The organism is Jiella pacifica (genome assembly GCF_010500815.1).
Classification (GTDB): Bacteria; Pseudomonadota; Alphaproteobacteria; order Rhizobiales; family Rhizobiaceae; genus Jiella; species Jiella pacifica.
In genome coordinates, this window is sequence record NZ_JAAAMG010000013.1 from 32,442 (window position 1) to 47,104 (window position 14,663).

A 14,663-nucleotide genomic window follows, 5' to 3' on the forward strand; every position below is an offset into this window, starting at 1 on the left:
AGGCGGAGATCGACGCTTCCGTCGGCGGCCGCAACGGACGAAGGACCACGTGATGAGCGATTTCGACACCCATCTCGCCAAGGCCGAGCGCCATCTGGCAAGGTTCAGCGAAGGCATCGTCGCCAACCAGATCGGCGGCGAGGCGGTCGAAGCAGCGGACGGCGAAACCTTCGAGACGATCTCGCCGGTCGATCTGAAGCCGCTGGCGCGCGTCGCCCACGGCAAGACGGCGGACGTCGACCGGGCGGCCAAGGCGGCGAAGGCGGCGTTCCCGGCCTGGGCGGCGATCTCGGGCGACGAGCGCAAGAAGATCCTCCACAAGGTCGCCGACGCCATCGTCGCACGGGCCGAAGAGATCGCCCTCGTCGAATGCATGGACACCGGCCAGGCCTGGCGCTTCATGTCGAAGGCGGCGCTGCGCGGGGCGGAGAACTTCCGCTTCTTCGCCGACAGGGCGCCAGCCGCACGTGACGGCGCCTCGCTTCGGACGACGGGCCAGATCAACGTCACCACCCGCTCGCCGATCGGCCCGGTCGGGGTGATCACCCCCTGGAACACGCCGTTCATGTTGTCCACCTGGAAGATCGCGCCGGCGCTGGCGGCGGGCTGCACCATCGTCCACAAGCCGGCCGAGTTCTCGCCCCTGACCGCCCGTCTCCTCGTCGAGATCGCCGAAGAGGCCGGCCTTCCGAAAGGCGTCTGGAACCTCGTCAACGGCTTCGGAGAGGATGCCGGCAAGGCGCTGACCGAACATCCGGACATCAAGGCCATCGGCTTCGTCGGTGAAAGCCGCACCGGCTCGATGATCATGCGCCAGGGCGCCGACACCCTGAAGCGGGTGCATTTCGAGCTCGGCGGCAAGAATCCGGTGATCGTCTTCGCCGACGCCGATCTCGACCGCGCCGTCGATGCGGCGGTCTTCATGATCTACTCGCTCAATGGCGAGCGCTGCACCTCGTCCTCGCGGCTTCTGGTCGAGGCACCGATCTATGACGCGTTCGTGGGCAGGGTTGCGGAAAAGGCGAAGGCGATCAGGATCGGCCATCCGCTGGACCCCGAAACCGTCGTCGGCCCGCTGATCCATCCGGTGCACGAGAAGAAGGTGCTCTCCTATTTCGACGTCGCCCGGCAGGAGGGAGCGACGATCGCCGCGGGCGGCGAAAAGGTCCAGGGGCCAGGGGGCGGCTGCTACGTCGCGCCGACGCTGTTCACCGGCGTGTCGAACGACATGCGCGTCGCCCAGGAAGAAATCTTCGGCCCGGTCTTGTCGGCGATTTCCTTCAAGGACGAACAAGAGGCGCTCGAGATCGCCAATGACGTCGACTACGGCCTCACCGGCTATCTCTGGACTTCCGACGTCACCCGCGCCTTCCGCTTTTCCGATGCGCTCGAAGCCGGGATGATCTGGGTGAACTCCGAGAACGTCCGCCACCTGCCGACGCCCTTTGGCGGGGTGAAAAGCTCGGGCATCGGCCGCGACGGCGGCGACTGGTCCTTCGACTTCTACATGGAAACCAAGAACGTCGCCTTCGCGACGTCCGCCCATCGCATCCCCAAGCTCGGCGGCTGACTGCCGGGACGATCGAAGACTTTTCAGGCGGTTGGATCGCGTCGGTCCGCGCGTCCAGCCGCTCCGCCAGCCGGGAGGAAACCGTCATGCCCATACCCAAGCCGCAACTCTATCCCCCGTTCAACATCGTCCGCCTGAGCCATGTCGAGCTTCTGGTCACCGATCTCGGCAAGTCGCGCGCCTTCTACGTCGACACGCTCGGCCTGCAGGTCACCGACGAGACGAGCGATGTGATCTATCTGAGGGCGCTCGAGGAGCGCGGCCATCACTGCATCGTCCTGCGCAAGGCCGCGGCGGGCGAAGCGCGGCACCTCGGTTTCAAGGTCTTCGACGAGGAGGATCTCGACCGGGCGGCGGCGTTTTTCGGGGGGCGGGAGCTTCCGGTCGAGTGGGTTGAGCGGCCCTATCAGGGCAAGACCTTCCAGACCCGCGACCCGCAGGGCATTCCGCTGGAATTCTACTGCAAGATGGACAGGCTGCCGCCGATCCATCAGCAATATGCGCTCTACAAGGGCGTGAAGCCGCTGCGCATCGACCATTTCAACGTCTTTTCGCAGAATGTCGACGAGGCGGTCGCCTTCTACAACGAGATCGGCTTCCGCGTGACGGAATATACCGAGGACGAGGAAAGCGGCCGGCTCTGGGCGGCCTGGGCGCATCGCAAGGGCGGGGTCCACGACATCGCCTTCACCAACGGCCGCGGCCCGCGGCTGCACCATACCGCCTTCTGGGTGCCGACGCCGCTCGCCATCATCGACCTTCTCGACCTGATGTCGACCACAGGCTGGTTGCAGAACATCGAGCGTGGCCCCGGTCGGCACGGCATCTCCAACGCCTTCTTTCTCTATGTCCGCGATCCCGACGGCCACCGGATCGAGATCTACTGCTCGGACTACCAGACGGTCGACCCCGATCTCGAACCGATCAAGTGGGACCTCAAGGATCCGCAGCGCCAGACGCTCTGGGGGGCTCCGGCGCCGCGCTCCTGGTTCCATGAAGGCTCGCTGTTTTCCGGCGCGGAACTGACCGATTCCGATCTCGCCGCCCAGCCGATCATCGCCCCTTGAGATGGCCGACGAAGGAACGATCATGACGGCACGGCTCCTCAGCTTCATCGCCGGCGGAAAACCCGGCTACGGCCTCGCCAGGGACGGTGGCATCGTCGACCTCTCGGCCCGGCACGGCAGCGAGTGGCCGGACCTTCGGGCCGTGATCGAGGCCGGCGCGGTCGACAGGCTGGTCGCGGCGGGCGAGGCGCTGTCGCCCGACATGGCGGAAGCCGACGTCGGTTTCGACATCCCGGTGCCGAATGCCGAAAAGATCATCTGCGTCGGGGTGAACTACCCGGATCGCAATGGCGAGTACAAGGACGGCCAGGAAGCCCCGCCCAACCCCTCGCTGTTTCCCCGCTTCGCCCGGTCCTTCGTCGGCCATCAGGTGCCGCTGACCCGGCCGAAGGCCTCCGAGCAGCTCGATTATGAGGGCGAGGTGGTCATCGTCATCGGCAAGGCGGGGCGCCATATCCCCGAAGCCCACGCCCTGTCCCACATTGCCGGACTCAGCCTCTGCAACGAAGGCACGCTGCGCGACTGGGTGCGCCACGCCAAGTTCAACGTCACCCAGGGCAAGAACTTCGACGGCAGCGGCGCCATCGGTCCGTGGTTCGTGCCCTTCACCGGCGAGGATCAGATCGCCGACATCGAACTGACGACCCGGGTGAATGGCGAGTTGCGGCAGAGCGACCGGACGTCGCGGATGATCTTCCCCTTCGCCAAACTCATCGCCTACATCTCCACCTTCACGACGCTGGTTCCCGGCGACATGATCGTCACCGGAACGCCGACCGGGGCTGGCGCCCGGCTCGACCCGCCGGTGTGGCTGAAGCCTGGTGACATGGTCGAAGTCGCCGCCACCGGGCTCGGCACGTTGGTCAACGGTGTGCGAGACGAAGGCGAGGGGGGCGCTGCATGACGTTGCGGGACGAAGACGTCGCCCGGATGGCCGCAGAACTCTTCGAGGCCGAGCGGACGCGAAGCCAGATCCCACTGCTCAGCCAGCGCTTTCCGCAGGCCGGTCTCGCCGAGGCCTACAAGGTCCAGGGCGCGCTGGTGAAGCTGAAGGAATCGGCCGGGCGGGTGCGAAAAGGCTGGAAGATCGGCCTCACCTCCAAGGCCATGCAGGCGGCGCTGAATATTGCGACGCCCGATTCCGGCGTCCTCTTCGACGACATGGTCTTTGCCGACGGCAGCCGCATCCCCGCCGGTCGCTTCATCCAGCCGCGGGTCGAGGCCGAGATCGCCTTCGTCATGAAGGCGCCGCTCGAAGGGCCGGGGGTGACGTTGTTCGACGTCCTCAACGCCACCGACTACATCGTGCCGGCGCTGGAAATTCTCGACACCCGCGTCGTGCGTGCCGACCCCGTCACCGGCAAGGCGCGGACGATCTTCGACACCGTCGCCGACAACGCCGCCAATGCCGGCATCGTCATGGGCGGCCGGCCGGTGCGCCCGCTCGAGGCCGACATGCGCTGGATCGGCGCGATCGTCTCTCGCAATGCCGAGGTCGAAGAAACCGGGCTCGGCGCGGGGGTGCTCAACCATCCCGGCACCGGCATCGTCTGGCTCGCCAACCGCCTTGCCGAATACGGCTCCAAGATCGCGGCCGGCGAGGTGGTCCTGTCCGGCTCCTTCATCCGGCCGATCGAGGCGCGCCATGGCGACACGATCACAGCCGATTTCGGCCCCTACGGCTCGGTGAGCCTTCATTTCGAGTGAGCCCATGCCCGCACCGATCAACATCTTCAAGCAGCGCCTGAAAAGCGTCGATCCGCAGATCGGCCTGTGGGTGGCGTTGGCCAATCCCTATTCGGCGGAAGTGGTCGGCGGGCTCGGCTTCGACTGGCTGCTCGTCGACGGCGAGCACGCGCCCAACGACCTGCCGCTCGTTCTCGCCCAGCTTCAGGCGCTGGCGAACTCGACCTCCTCGCCTGTCGTACGCCTGCCGATCGGCGAGACGTATCTGATCAAGCAAATGCTCGACATCGGCGCCCAGACGCTGCTGATCCCGATGGTCGAGAGTGCCGAGCAGGCGCGCCAACTGGTGCGCGCGACGCGCTATCCGCCCGATGGTGTGCGCGGCGTCGGCGCGGCGCTGGCCCGGGCGTCAGCCTTCAACCGCATCGCCGACTATCTGCCGACGGCCAATGCCGAGATCTGCCTGATCCTCCAGATCGAGACGGTGAAGGGCCTCGCCGCGATCGAGGACATTGCGGCCGTCGACGGCGTCGACGGCCTGTTCATCGGCCCCTCGGACCTTGCCGCCGACATGGGCCATCTCGGCAATCCCGTCCATCCGGATGTCCGGGCGGCGGTCGACGACGGGCTGAAGCGGATCAAGGCGAGCGGCAAGGCGGCGGGCACGCTCGCCACCACCCCCGACTTCGCCGACGCCGTCCTGGCGCTCGGCGCCGACTTCGTCGCCGTCGGCACGGACGTCTCGCTGCTGATGCGCGGCGGGACGGAGCTTCTGCGGCGGTTCAGGAGCGAAGGTGGGGAGCCGGGCAAGGGCGGCGGCTACTGAAGCGCGGCATCGACGCCGCTCATACCCCCGGGCGCGCCAAACTCCCCGGCGGCGCGAGGCGCGCCGGTCTTGGCCCATGCGATCCGCCCGTCTCCCGAGGGGAGCCGGGCCGCCTTGTCGCACCATTCGCCCGAGCGGACGGACAGCGGAACGCCGGAGGCAGGCCCTCCGAACTTCGATATGCTTACGGCCCGCCTCCGGCGTCCCGCGCGATGTCTTTTCGGGCCCTTGTGGCCTTCGTCACCCGCCCGGCCCTCGACTTGCGCCTCCGGCCGGGTGGCGGGTTGGAAAACCGGCTGCCGACGCTTCACGAGATTCCCCTTTTCAGGGCCTCTCCTTCAAGCGGACCAATCCGCACCCGCCTCGTAGTGGGCGAGGGGTCGGCGGAGCCTCGAACCCGTCCGAGTCGCGAACACCCTCCGGAAGGGGTCGCGCCGCGGACACCGCCCGTCCTCCCGAACGATCCCGGCGATCGTCCGTGCCCCTCGGGAAGACGGCAAGGGAATTGTGGGGGCACAGCCGGGGGTGGGGATAAGTCTGGCGGTCACGAGCGTGTGACGTGCTGCAAGCGGCTATTCCGGCTGCGTTTTTCGTTCTGGTCTGCCGAAGAGCGAGGCGCTGCCGTCCCCGTTTCGTCGTCTGTGTGCGGGATATTGACGCTGCTCGATGCATGCGGCAATTCCGCCTTACGCGGCCCAGCGTATGAAAGTCTGCCCGAACCGATGGAGGTCGCGTAGCCCGTCCTCGCCGTGCCCGTGGAATGCCGGCGGGCACACCTTGCTTTGGAGTGGACGACGAATGTCAACCGCACGCCCGGCGCCGCGGCCTTGACCGCCGGATCACCTGGCGGAGGGCCGTTCTGAGGCATCTTCGGCAGATCAGCGCCCGGCCGTTTCGATCCGACGAGGATCATCCGCCGAGTTGCATCCACCTGTCGCAGAGCCAGTCGAGGGCTTCGTTCGCTTCCGGGATCAGCGCCGACAGGGACAGGAAGCCGTGGATTTGCCCCGGCCAGCAGCGGACGCTTGCACGGCTTTCGGCTTCCAGTCTCGCGGCATAGGCCGCGCCTTCGGAATAGAGCACGTCGTGGCCCGCCAGGATGACGGCAGCCGGGGCGATACCATGAAGAGACGGTGCCAGGAGCGGGGCGGCGAGCCAGTCCTGCCAGGCTTCCGGCGTCGGCAGGTAGTGCGAGCGGAACCAGGCCATTTCCCGGGCTGACAGGCCAAAGCCTTCGGCGAAGCGACGGAAGCTCTCGCCGTTCTGGGCCTGGTCGGTGTTCGGATAGATCAGGAGCTGCGCCGCAATGGCCGGGGCCGCGCCGTCCTTCGCCAGGAGGGCGAGGACGGCGGCGAGATTGCCGCCGGCGCTGTCGCCGCCGACGGCGATCCGCGCCGGATCGACGGCGAGGGTGTCGGCCTTCTCGTGCAGATGGCGGAGAGCTGCCACGCAGTCCTCGATCGCGCCGGGGAAGGGCGTTTCGGGCGCCAGCCGGTAGTCCGGCGCGATCACGACGGAGCCTGTCCGGTTGGCGATGCGCCGGCAGATCTCCTCGTGGGATTCGATCGCGCCGATGACCCAGCCGCCGCCATGGAGATAGAGCAGGGCCCGTCCGCCCGAACGCGGCGCGCCGTGGCCGCGCCAGATCTTGACGCGCAAGCCCTGCCAGCTTTCGACAGTCGCTTCCGCGACCTCCTCATGGGGCAGTTGCAGGGCGGCGTAACCCTGATCGTACTGGAGGCGGGCCGCTTGCGGCGTCAGATCCGCCAGCGACGGAGCACCGGCCTCGGCCATGACACGCAGCGCGGCGGCGGCGGATGCGTCGAGGCCGCTCATTTCAGGAGCTCTTCGGCCTCTGCCTCGGCGAGGGGACGGGGCTGGCAGTCGGCGGGTTCGACGGTGATGCTTTCGCCCGTCTCGCCGGCCCTGAGAATCGCTTCCATCACCTCAAGGACATGCAAAGCAAGGTCCCCCGAGGCTCGCGGTGCGCGGCCCTCGATCAAAGATCGCGCCAGATCGGCGAGGCCGAGCATCCGGTAGTTGCCACGATCGGGGGCTTCCAGCGGCCAGTTGAGCGCGCCGAAGGGCAGGGACGCGGTGTCGAGATCCTGCCAGGGCGCGCCCTGATCGGACAGGCTCACGACGCCGGAGAAGTTGTCGGGATCGGGCAGGCCGAGCGAGCCTTCGCTGCCGTGCAGTTCGATCTGGCGGTTCGAGTGGCGATAGACGTCCCAGGAGGCGACGAAGGTGATCTGCGTGCCGCTGGCAAATTCGAGCAGCGAGGAGACGCTGGTGGGCGTGCCGACGGGGATGCGGGTGCCTTTCAACGGACCTTCGGCCGTCAGGAGCCGCTCCTTGTGGGCGCTGGTCGAGAGCGCCTGCACCCGGTGGACGGGGCCGAGCAGATTGACCAGCATGCTGAGATAATACGGCCCCATATCGAGGACCGGCCCGCCGCCGGGCTGGTAGTAGAAGGCCGGATCGGGGTGCCAGTGCTCCATGCCGCGGCCCATCATGAAGGCGGTTCCGGTGACCGGCCGGCCGATGGCGCCGCTCTCGATCAGCCGGCGGGCATGACGCCCTGCCGCGCCGAGGAAGGTATCGGGCGCCGAGCCGATCGAAAGCCCGCAAGCCTTGGCCGCTGCGACCAGCTTGCGACCGTCGCCGACCGTGGTGGCAAGTGGCTTTTCGGTGAAGACGTGCTTGCCCGCTTCGAGCGCCTGCATCGAGATGGCGAAATGGGCGGCGGGTACGGTGAGATTGAGGACGAGATCGACCTCGGGCGAGGCGATCAGCGCCTCGGGGCTCATCGCCTTGATTCCGAAAGCTCCGGCGCGGGCCTTCGCAGCTTCTAGGTTGATATCGGCGCAGGCCACTGGCCGCAATCCCGCAAACATCGCCGCGTTGTGCAGATAGGCGTGTGAGATGTTCCCGCAGCCCACGACGCCGATCCTGAGTTGATCCGGGACGGCTTTCGACATGAGATGTCCTCCAATCCAAATTTTTTGGTTTCGTATATTTTTATTTGACGATCTGTAAAAAAACAAGTTAGCTCGGGCCATCGAGTTGTCGGCCCGAAGCGCTCGGAAGCGGCGCGCGGGGGAGCGCTCCCTTCATGCGAAGGAGCGCCGGGAGAGGGAGGAAAACCATGGCGACAGAGCGCCTTGCGTGCCAGACATTCACGTGGGAAATGCTCGGCGACGGCTGGACGGGCGGGCCGGACGACCTGGTCGAGGCGATCGCGGCCGCCGGCTACGAAGGCATCGAGATCACCGACACGATGATCGGCCACTATGCCGATCGGCCGGACGCCTTCGCAAAGCGCCTCGACGAGGCCGGCCTGGCGCTCGCCGCCTTCGCCTACGGCTCTGATGGCGGTTTCAGCGAGCCGGACCTGGCCGAGGCCGACTATGAGGCCTGCCGCAAATGGGCAGACTTCGCGGCCCGCTTTCCGGGCGCCGTCCTGTCGATGGGCTCGGCGACGGCGATGTCGGAAGGCCCGCGCGCCGACAAGATCGGCCGTGCCGCGGACATTTACAACCATTCGGCCAAGATCGCCCGCGCGGCAGGTGTCGATCTCGCATTGCATCCGTCGTCCCACGAGAACACGCTTCTGTTCGACAAGGCCGACTACGACCGGATTTTCTCGCTTCTGGACGACACCGTCGGCTGGGTGCCCGACACCGGACACATCCTGCGCGGCGGCCAGGATCTCCTCGCAACCTTCGGCGATTTCGCCCACCGCATCCGCTACGTCCACCTGAAGGACGTCACGGCTGAAGGCACCTGGGCGATGCTCGGCGCGGGCGTCTGCGACGTGGCGGCCGTACTCGATGCCGCCAAGAGGGCACCCCGCTTCAACGGCTGGATCGTCGTCGAGGAAGAATCCGACGAGGCAGGCAAAGATCCGGCCAATGCGGTTCGCCGCAACTTCGAGACCATGCGCGCGCTGACGCAGGCATGAGGCCCGACGGGGCCGGTCGATGGTGCGAAGCCCCGATCTAACATTCCAAATCCTTGGAGACTTGAGATGACTCTCGGTACGGCGGTGCGCCTTGCGCGCCTGTTTTCCCACCCTTCCGGAAACCTGTTCGGCGGCGCTGTCGACCACTTCGTCGGCTATGGCGATGTGCGCTATGGCGGCCTTGCCGATCTGCCGGGCGCGCTGGAGCGCGTCATGCAGGGCAAGCCGGATTACGTCAGCATCCAGCCGGGTGCGGCGCGCACGCTCTGGCCGCGTTATGCGGGCAAGGCGTCGCTGGTGATCCAGGCGGGCTGCTTCACGCCGGACGATCGGATCAGCGAGCTGATCGCGACCCCCGAGGATGCGGTGCGGATGGGCGCCGACGCTTTGGCCGTCGCCATCCCGGTGCGCGGCGCCACCGAGGGGCGCTACATCCGCTGGCTCACCGATTCCGTCAACGCCGCGGCGCGCTTCGGCATGCCCGTCGTCGCCCACATCTATCCACGCGACTACTCCGACGGCTGCAAGATCGTCTTCACCCCGGAAGAAATCGCTTACGCAGCCCGGATCGGCATCGAGACCGGCGTCGACGTCATCAAGATCGGCTATACCGGCGACTTCGAGAGCTACAAGGAAACCGTGCGCACCAGCCCGGTTCCGGTGGTGATCGCCGGTGGCCCCAAGACCGAGACGCTTCTCGGCGCGCTGGAGCAGACCGCCGAGGCGATCCAGGCGGGTGCCCGCGGCGCGGTCGTCGGGCGCAATCTGTGGGGCCACGGCGATCCGACGATGTCGGCGCGCGCGTTTCGCGGCGTCATCCATGACGGGCTCGCCGCGGAAGACGCATTGAAGCGGGCCAAGGACTGATGGAGAGGCCGGCGCGCCCGGTCATCGGCTTCGGCGCGCTGTCGGTCGACGACATCATCTATGTCGACGCGCCGCTTCAGGCCGGTAAGGGTCGTGTGCTTCGCCGCACCCGCGCCTTCGGCGGCAACGTCGCGACGGCGCTCGTCGCCGTCGCCCGGCTGGGCGGTGCGGCGAGCTTCGTCGGCTGGCTGAACGAGGCTCCCGATGATGAGGTAGTCCAGGAACTGCGGGCCAGCGGCGTGCGCCTCGACGATGCGCCCCGTGCGGCCGGCTGCCAGCCGATCCGGGCGACCATCACGGTCGGCTCGGACGGCGACCGGTTCATTGCCTATGACGACGACGTGCGGCTCGGCACGTCGCCCGACCTGTCGGATGCGATCCTGACGGCCGCCGGAGCGCTGCTGATCGACGGCTATGCCATCCGTTCGTCCGATGTCGTGCGACGGGCGCGCGACCTCGGTGTGCCGGTCATCGCGGACATCGAGTGGACGGCCGGGGAGGCCACGAACCTTCTGCTGGAAGTTTCGGACCACCTGGTGCTGCCGATCGGCTTTGCGCGGCGCCATACCCGGCGGCAGGCGCCCGGAGACGTCTTGGCGGACCTGTGGTCGGACACGCGCTCGGCGGTGATCCTGACGGACGGCGCCGAGGGCGCCTATTTGTTGGAGGCGGGCGGTCGCCCGCGGCATCTGCCGGCGCATCCCGTCGCCGTGGTCGACACGACGGGGGCGGGAGACTGCTTCCACGGCGCCTATGCCCATGCCCTCGTTCAAAAGCGCAGCATCGGCGACTGCGTCCGCTTCGCGGCAGCGACGGCGGCGATCTCCGTGGGTGGACGTGGCGGACGAGAGGCACTGCCATCCGCCGAGGCCGTCGAGCAATTGCTCGGTCGGGACGATGCGCCCGGCTTTCGCGATCTGCGATCCGAAGTGGAGGTGCGTTAATTTTACATCTCGTAATTTTTTAATTTGCGATTTGTAACGTTTGCCGTATTGTCGAGAGAAGAACAGGCGACCGACGCTGGCGAGGGGTCAGGTAAGCCGAAGACATGACGCACATCCCGCAGAGGTTGGCGGCATCGGGAGGAGACGGATGGCTGAGGTCGTTCTTGAGAACATCTGCAAGACGTATGGAAACAGCTTCAAGGCAATCCAGAACCTCAATCTGGAGATCGCCGACGGCGAGTTTCTGATCCTGGTCGGCCCGTCCGGCTGCGGGAAGTCGACCGCGCTCCGCATGATCGCGGGGCTGGAGGACATCACCAGCGGCCATTTGTACATCGGCGGCCGGGACGTGGTGGACATGGCCCCCAAGGACCGGGACATCGCCATGGTGTTCCAGTCCTACGCGCTCTATCCGCACATGACCGTCTTCGAGAACATCGGCTTTTCGATGCGGCTTGCCGGCAAGAAGAAGGCCGAACGCAAGCAGCGGGTCGACGAGATCGCCAAGACGCTCCAGCTGACCGAGCTTCTGGACAGCAAGCCGGCGAACCTATCCGGCGGGCAGCGCCAGCGCGTCGCCATGGGGCGCGCCATGGTGCGCGAGCCGGCGGCCTTCCTGATGGATGAGCCGCTGTCGAACCTCGACGCCAAGCTGAGGGTGCAGATGCGCGCGGAGATCGCCAGCCTGCAGCGCCAGCTCGGGGTGACGACCATCTACGTCACTCACGACCAGACCGAAGCCATGACCATGGGCGACCGCGTCGCCGTCATGAAGGGCGGCGTGCTGCAGCAGGTGGATACGCCGAAGCGGCTCTATGATGCGCCCGTCAACGCCTTCGTCGCCGGCTTCATCGGGTCGCCGTCGATGAACCTCTTCGAAGCCGAGTTGAGCCGCGGAACGCTGCAGGCGCCGGGCTTCGCCTTGCAGCTGCCCGACACGGTGCTGTCGGAGCGGCCGGCGCTGCGCGGCTATGACGGCCGCAAGATCGTCTTCGGCGCCCGGCCGGAAGACCTCTACGACAGCACTCTGGCGTCGGGCCGCGACCATCAGGCCATTCCGGCAGAGGTCGTCACGGTCGAGGAACTCGGTTCGGAACACGTGGTGCATCTGCGTCTCGACGCGGTGCCGGTCGATTCCGGCGATCCCGACGCCGTCGAGGAGCTCGGCGGCCTGTCGAATGCAGTCGCAAGGTTCGAGCCTGCGAGCGACGTCCACGCCAGGAGCCGGATCGACGTGGCGGTGGACTGCTCGAAGCTGCACTTCTTCGATCCGGAAACGCATCTGGCCATTCGCTGACGCCTGGGAGGAGGGCAGGGCGGACACTGGGGAAGGGGCACGAGGATGGCGGAATGGCCCGGCTCGCCGCGGGGCCGGAGGCAAGCAGCGGGGCAGGACCAACGGCCGGGAAGAGCCCAAGGGACGAGGCCCGGACGCATCGAGATCACCATGCGGCTGGATGCCGCGAACACCAAGGGAGGAAAGATTATGAAGACCAGCAGAGCCATGACCCTTTTGAAGGGCGCGACCGCGATCTGGCTGCTCGGCGCCACCGGCGCAATGGCGCAGACCACGCTCGAATTCTCGCAATGGTGGGAGCCGGAGCTGCCGAAGGGCTCGCTGCGTGCCATCATGGACGACTTCGAGAAGGAAAATCCTGACATCAAGGTCGATCTGATCAGCGGGCCCTATGCCACGACGCGTGACCAGATCGCCATCGGCGCGGCCAGCGGTACGATGAGCGACGTCGTCGGTCTCGACGGCGCGTGGGTCAACAGCCTGTCGGCGCAGAACGCGATCGCCGACATGAACCCGCTGATGGAAAGCACTGACTTCGACAAGAGCCAGGTCGCGGACATCATCAAGATCGACGACAAGGCGGTGATGTTCCCCGTGGCGTCCTTCGTCTATCCGCTCTTCGTCAATCTCGACTTCGCCAAGGAAGCCGGCGTCACCGGGCTGCCTTCGACCCGCGCCGAATTTCTGGAAGCGGCGAAGAAGATGACCAATGCGGACGCGAACAAGTACGGCTGGGCGCTACCCCTGTCGCTGCAGTCGCCGTCGAGCGTCTTGAACGACATGATGTCCTGGGTCTGGGCATCGGGCGAGAGCATGATGGCCGACGGCAAGCCCGCCCTCGAAGGGGCGCCGGTCCTTGACATGCTCACCTTCGTCAAAGATCTCAACGACGCCGGCGTCATCTCGCCCGGCATCGCCTCGAAGACCGAGCAGGAAAAGGTCGAGGAATTCGTCAACGGGCGCATCGGCATGATGGTCGACACGCTCGCCCACGTGAACCTGATCCGCGAGCGCAATCCCGATCTCAACTTCGACGTCATCCCGATGCCGGTCGTCGAGGGGTACGAAGGCAAGCGCGGGATGGCCTACGCATCCTGGGGTATCGGCATCTCCGAATCCACCGAGCATAAGGACGAGGCCTGGAAGCTGGTGCAGTACATGATGCGCGAGGACGTCAATGCGCGTCTCGTGTCGCTCGCCAATGCCTTTCCCGGCAACGTCAACGCCAAGCCCGACTTCGTGACCTCCGATCCGGTCTTCGCCAAGGCCTTCGAGATCTTCCAGGCCGGCTACCTCGCCAACGAGTTCACCGGCTTGCCGGAAGCCGTGGACCTGATGCGCCAGTTCGACGTCGAGACCCAGAAGATGCTGGAAGGCCAGCAGACGCCGGAAGAAACCGCCGCGGCCGCCCAGGCCAAGTGGATAGAGAAGTTCTGAGGCCTCGACCCGAGACGAGACCTCTCCGGGGGCGCGAGTTCGCTTGCGCCCCCACCCGTTCCAAAGCGTTCTTTCAGGCCACTTGACCGATGAGCACCTCAATGACCGCGCGGGGCCCGAAGGCGAACTACAAGCTCGGCCGGAAGGTCGCCCCGTATTTCTACCTTTCGCCGTCGCTTCTCGTCGTCGGACTGCTGATGCTGTTGCCCATGGGCATGGTGATCACCTATTCCTTCCAGGAAAGCGCCGTCCTGCGGCCGGACACGAGCTTCGCCGGGTTCAAGCACTATCGGGCGATCTTCGGCGACGAGGTGTTCTGGGCCTCGCTCTGGCATACCTTGTATTTCACCATCGCCAGCGTCGTCGCGCACATGACGATCGGCCTCGCCTTCGCCCTGATGCTGAACAGCGACCGGATCAGCCCGATGCTGCGCAGCGTGTTGCGGGTGCTTTATATCCTGCCCTGGCTGTTCACCCAGGTGATCATCGCGGTGATCTGGCGGCTGCTTCTCGACCCCAACGGCGTCGTCAACAGCATTCTGATCGACCTCGGCATCATCGGATCGAAGGTCGAGTGGTTCTCATCGGTCGAGACGGCGCTTCACGCCGTGACCTTCGCCAATATCTGGGCGGGTTACCCGCTGTTCATGGTCAGCCTTCTCGCCGGTCTCCAGGGGATCCCGAAGGACCTTTACGAGGCCGCCGACATCGACGGCGCCACCGGTCCGCAGAAGCTGTTCTTCATCACCATCCCGCAGCTCATGCCGATCATCGTCAGCATCTCGCTCCTCGACTTCATCTGGACGATGCAGGTCTTCCCGCTGATCTGGCTGACCACCGGTGGCGGCCCGATCTACGCCACCGAGGTGCTCAGCACCTACACCTACAAGCTAGCCTTTTCCCAGTACAATCTGGCGCAGGCCGCGGCGAGCGCGGTGACGATCCTGCTCATCTCGATCGGTCTCACCCTCTTCTACATCCGCCATCAGAAGGCCCGGTAGACCC

General features: G+C 66.4%; 13 protein-coding genes. 11 read left to right on the plus strand and 2 right to left on the minus strand.

The window, feature by feature from the left end; translation table 11 throughout:
* The first annotated feature begins 52 nt into the window (after positions 1-52).
* From hpaE to hpaI, 5 genes are all read left to right on the plus strand, one after another.
* Positions 53-1,570, plus strand: a complete 1,518-nt coding sequence (hpaE, locus tag GTK09_RS15905) for a 5-carboxymethyl-2-hydroxymuconate semialdehyde dehydrogenase (protein WP_163464280.1) — start codon at positions 53-55, stop codon at positions 1,568-1,570.
* Between the two features lie 86 nt (positions 1,571-1,656).
* Positions 1,657-2,637: a 3,4-dihydroxyphenylacetate 2,3-dioxygenase gene (hpaD, locus tag GTK09_RS15910; protein ID WP_163464282.1), complete on the plus strand. Its 981-nt coding sequence runs from the start codon at positions 1,657-1,659 to the stop codon at positions 2,635-2,637.
* A 22-nt stretch (positions 2,638-2,659) separates the two neighbouring features.
* The gene (locus GTK09_RS15915) at positions 2,660-3,541 is read left to right on the plus strand and encodes a fumarylacetoacetate hydrolase family protein (protein ID WP_163464284.1); all 882 of its coding nucleotides are present in this window, start codon (positions 2,660-2,662) and stop codon (positions 3,539-3,541) included.
* Positions 3,538-4,344: a 2-oxo-hept-4-ene-1,7-dioate hydratase gene (gene hpaH, locus GTK09_RS15920; protein WP_163464286.1), complete on the plus strand. Its 807-nt coding sequence runs from the start codon at positions 3,538-3,540 to the stop codon at positions 4,342-4,344. The genes GTK09_RS15915 and hpaH overlap by 4 nt, the downstream gene beginning before the upstream one ends.
* A gap of 4 nt (positions 4,345-4,348) precedes the next feature.
* On the plus strand, positions 4,349-5,149 hold the full coding sequence (hpaI, locus tag GTK09_RS15925; protein WP_163464288.1) for a 4-hydroxy-2-oxoheptanedioate aldolase: 801 nt from the start codon (positions 4,349-4,351) through the stop codon (positions 5,147-5,149).
* Between the two features lie 909 nt (positions 5,150-6,058).
* Here the strand turns inward: hpaI and GTK09_RS15930 are convergent.
* Both GTK09_RS15930 and GTK09_RS15935 read right to left on the minus strand, forming a co-directional pair.
* Positions 6,059-6,985 (minus strand): alpha/beta hydrolase, encoded by a 927-nt coding sequence (locus GTK09_RS15930; protein WP_163464290.1) that lies wholly within the window; start codon positions 6,983-6,985, stop codon positions 6,059-6,061.
* Positions 6,982-8,130: a Gfo/Idh/MocA family protein gene (locus tag GTK09_RS15935; RefSeq protein ID WP_163464292.1), complete on the minus strand. Its 1,149-nt coding sequence runs from the start codon at positions 8,128-8,130 to the stop codon at positions 6,982-6,984. The genes GTK09_RS15930 and GTK09_RS15935 overlap by 4 nt, the downstream gene beginning before the upstream one ends.
* 167 nt (positions 8,131-8,297) lie before the next feature.
* Here GTK09_RS15935 and GTK09_RS15940 point away from each other — a divergent pair, with 167 nt between their 5' ends.
* The 6 genes from GTK09_RS15940 to GTK09_RS15965 all read left to right on the plus strand — a co-directional run bounded on the left by GTK09_RS15940 (position 8,298) and on the right by GTK09_RS15965 (position 14,659).
* A complete protein-coding gene (locus GTK09_RS15940; RefSeq protein ID WP_163464294.1) occupies positions 8,298-9,113 on the plus strand; it encodes a sugar phosphate isomerase/epimerase family protein in 816 nt (271 codons plus the stop codon).
* 66 nt (positions 9,114-9,179) lie between these two features.
* Complete coding sequence (locus GTK09_RS15945; protein ID WP_163464296.1) at positions 9,180-9,980, plus strand: class I fructose-bisphosphate aldolase; 801 nt, start codon at positions 9,180-9,182, stop codon at positions 9,978-9,980.
* Positions 9,980-10,924 (plus strand): PfkB family carbohydrate kinase, encoded by a 945-nt coding sequence (locus GTK09_RS15950; protein WP_163464298.1) that lies wholly within the window; start codon positions 9,980-9,982, stop codon positions 10,922-10,924. The genes GTK09_RS15945 and GTK09_RS15950 overlap by 1 nt, the downstream gene beginning before the upstream one ends.
* A gap of 148 nt (positions 10,925-11,072) precedes the next feature.
* Entirely contained in the window at positions 11,073-12,221 is a 1,149-nt protein-coding gene (locus GTK09_RS15955) for an ABC transporter ATP-binding protein (protein ID WP_163464300.1), read from the plus strand.
* Positions 12,222-12,410: 189 nt separating this feature from the next.
* Positions 12,411-13,658 (plus strand): ABC transporter substrate-binding protein, encoded by a 1,248-nt coding sequence (locus GTK09_RS15960; RefSeq protein ID WP_163464302.1) that lies wholly within the window; start codon positions 12,411-12,413, stop codon positions 13,656-13,658.
* Between the two features lie 101 nt (positions 13,659-13,759).
* Entirely contained in the window at positions 13,760-14,659 is a 900-nt protein-coding gene (locus tag GTK09_RS15965; RefSeq protein ID WP_163464304.1) for a carbohydrate ABC transporter permease, read from the plus strand.
* Positions 14,660-14,663 lie beyond the last annotated feature (4 nt).

Bases quoted from the DNA above. Each gene is read 5' to 3' on its own strand.
- hpaE (WP_163464280.1), top strand. From the start codon at position 53: ATGAGCGATTTCGACACCCATCTCGCCAAGGCCGAGCGCCATCTGGCA.
- hpaD (WP_163464282.1), top strand. From the start codon at position 1,657: ATGCCCATACCCAAGCCGCAACTCTATCCCCCGTTCAACATCGTCCGC.
- GTK09_RS15915 (WP_163464284.1), top strand. From the start codon at position 2,660: ATGACGGCACGGCTCCTCAGCTTCATCGCCGGCGGAAAACCCGGCTAC.
- hpaH (WP_163464286.1), top strand. From the start codon at position 3,538: ATGACGTTGCGGGACGAAGACGTCGCCCGGATGGCCGCAGAACTCTTC.
- hpaI (WP_163464288.1), top strand. From the start codon at position 4,349: ATGCCCGCACCGATCAACATCTTCAAGCAGCGCCTGAAAAGCGTCGAT.
- GTK09_RS15930 (WP_163464290.1), bottom strand. From the start codon at position 6,985: ATGAGCGGCCTCGACGCATCCGCCGCCGCCGCGCTGCGTGTCATGGCC.
- GTK09_RS15935 (WP_163464292.1), bottom strand. From the start codon at position 8,130: ATGTCGAAAGCCGTCCCGGATCAACTCAGGATCGGCGTCGTGGGCTGC.
- GTK09_RS15940 (WP_163464294.1), top strand. From the start codon at position 8,298: ATGGCGACAGAGCGCCTTGCGTGCCAGACATTCACGTGGGAAATGCTC.
- GTK09_RS15945 (WP_163464296.1), top strand. From the start codon at position 9,180: ATGACTCTCGGTACGGCGGTGCGCCTTGCGCGCCTGTTTTCCCACCCT.
- GTK09_RS15950 (WP_163464298.1), top strand. From the start codon at position 9,980: ATGGAGAGGCCGGCGCGCCCGGTCATCGGCTTCGGCGCGCTGTCGGTC.
- GTK09_RS15955 (WP_163464300.1), top strand. From the start codon at position 11,073: ATGGCTGAGGTCGTTCTTGAGAACATCTGCAAGACGTATGGAAACAGC.
- GTK09_RS15960 (WP_163464302.1), top strand. From the start codon at position 12,411: ATGAAGACCAGCAGAGCCATGACCCTTTTGAAGGGCGCGACCGCGATC.
- GTK09_RS15965 (WP_163464304.1), top strand. From the start codon at position 13,760: ATGACCGCGCGGGGCCCGAAGGCGAACTACAAGCTCGGCCGGAAGGTC.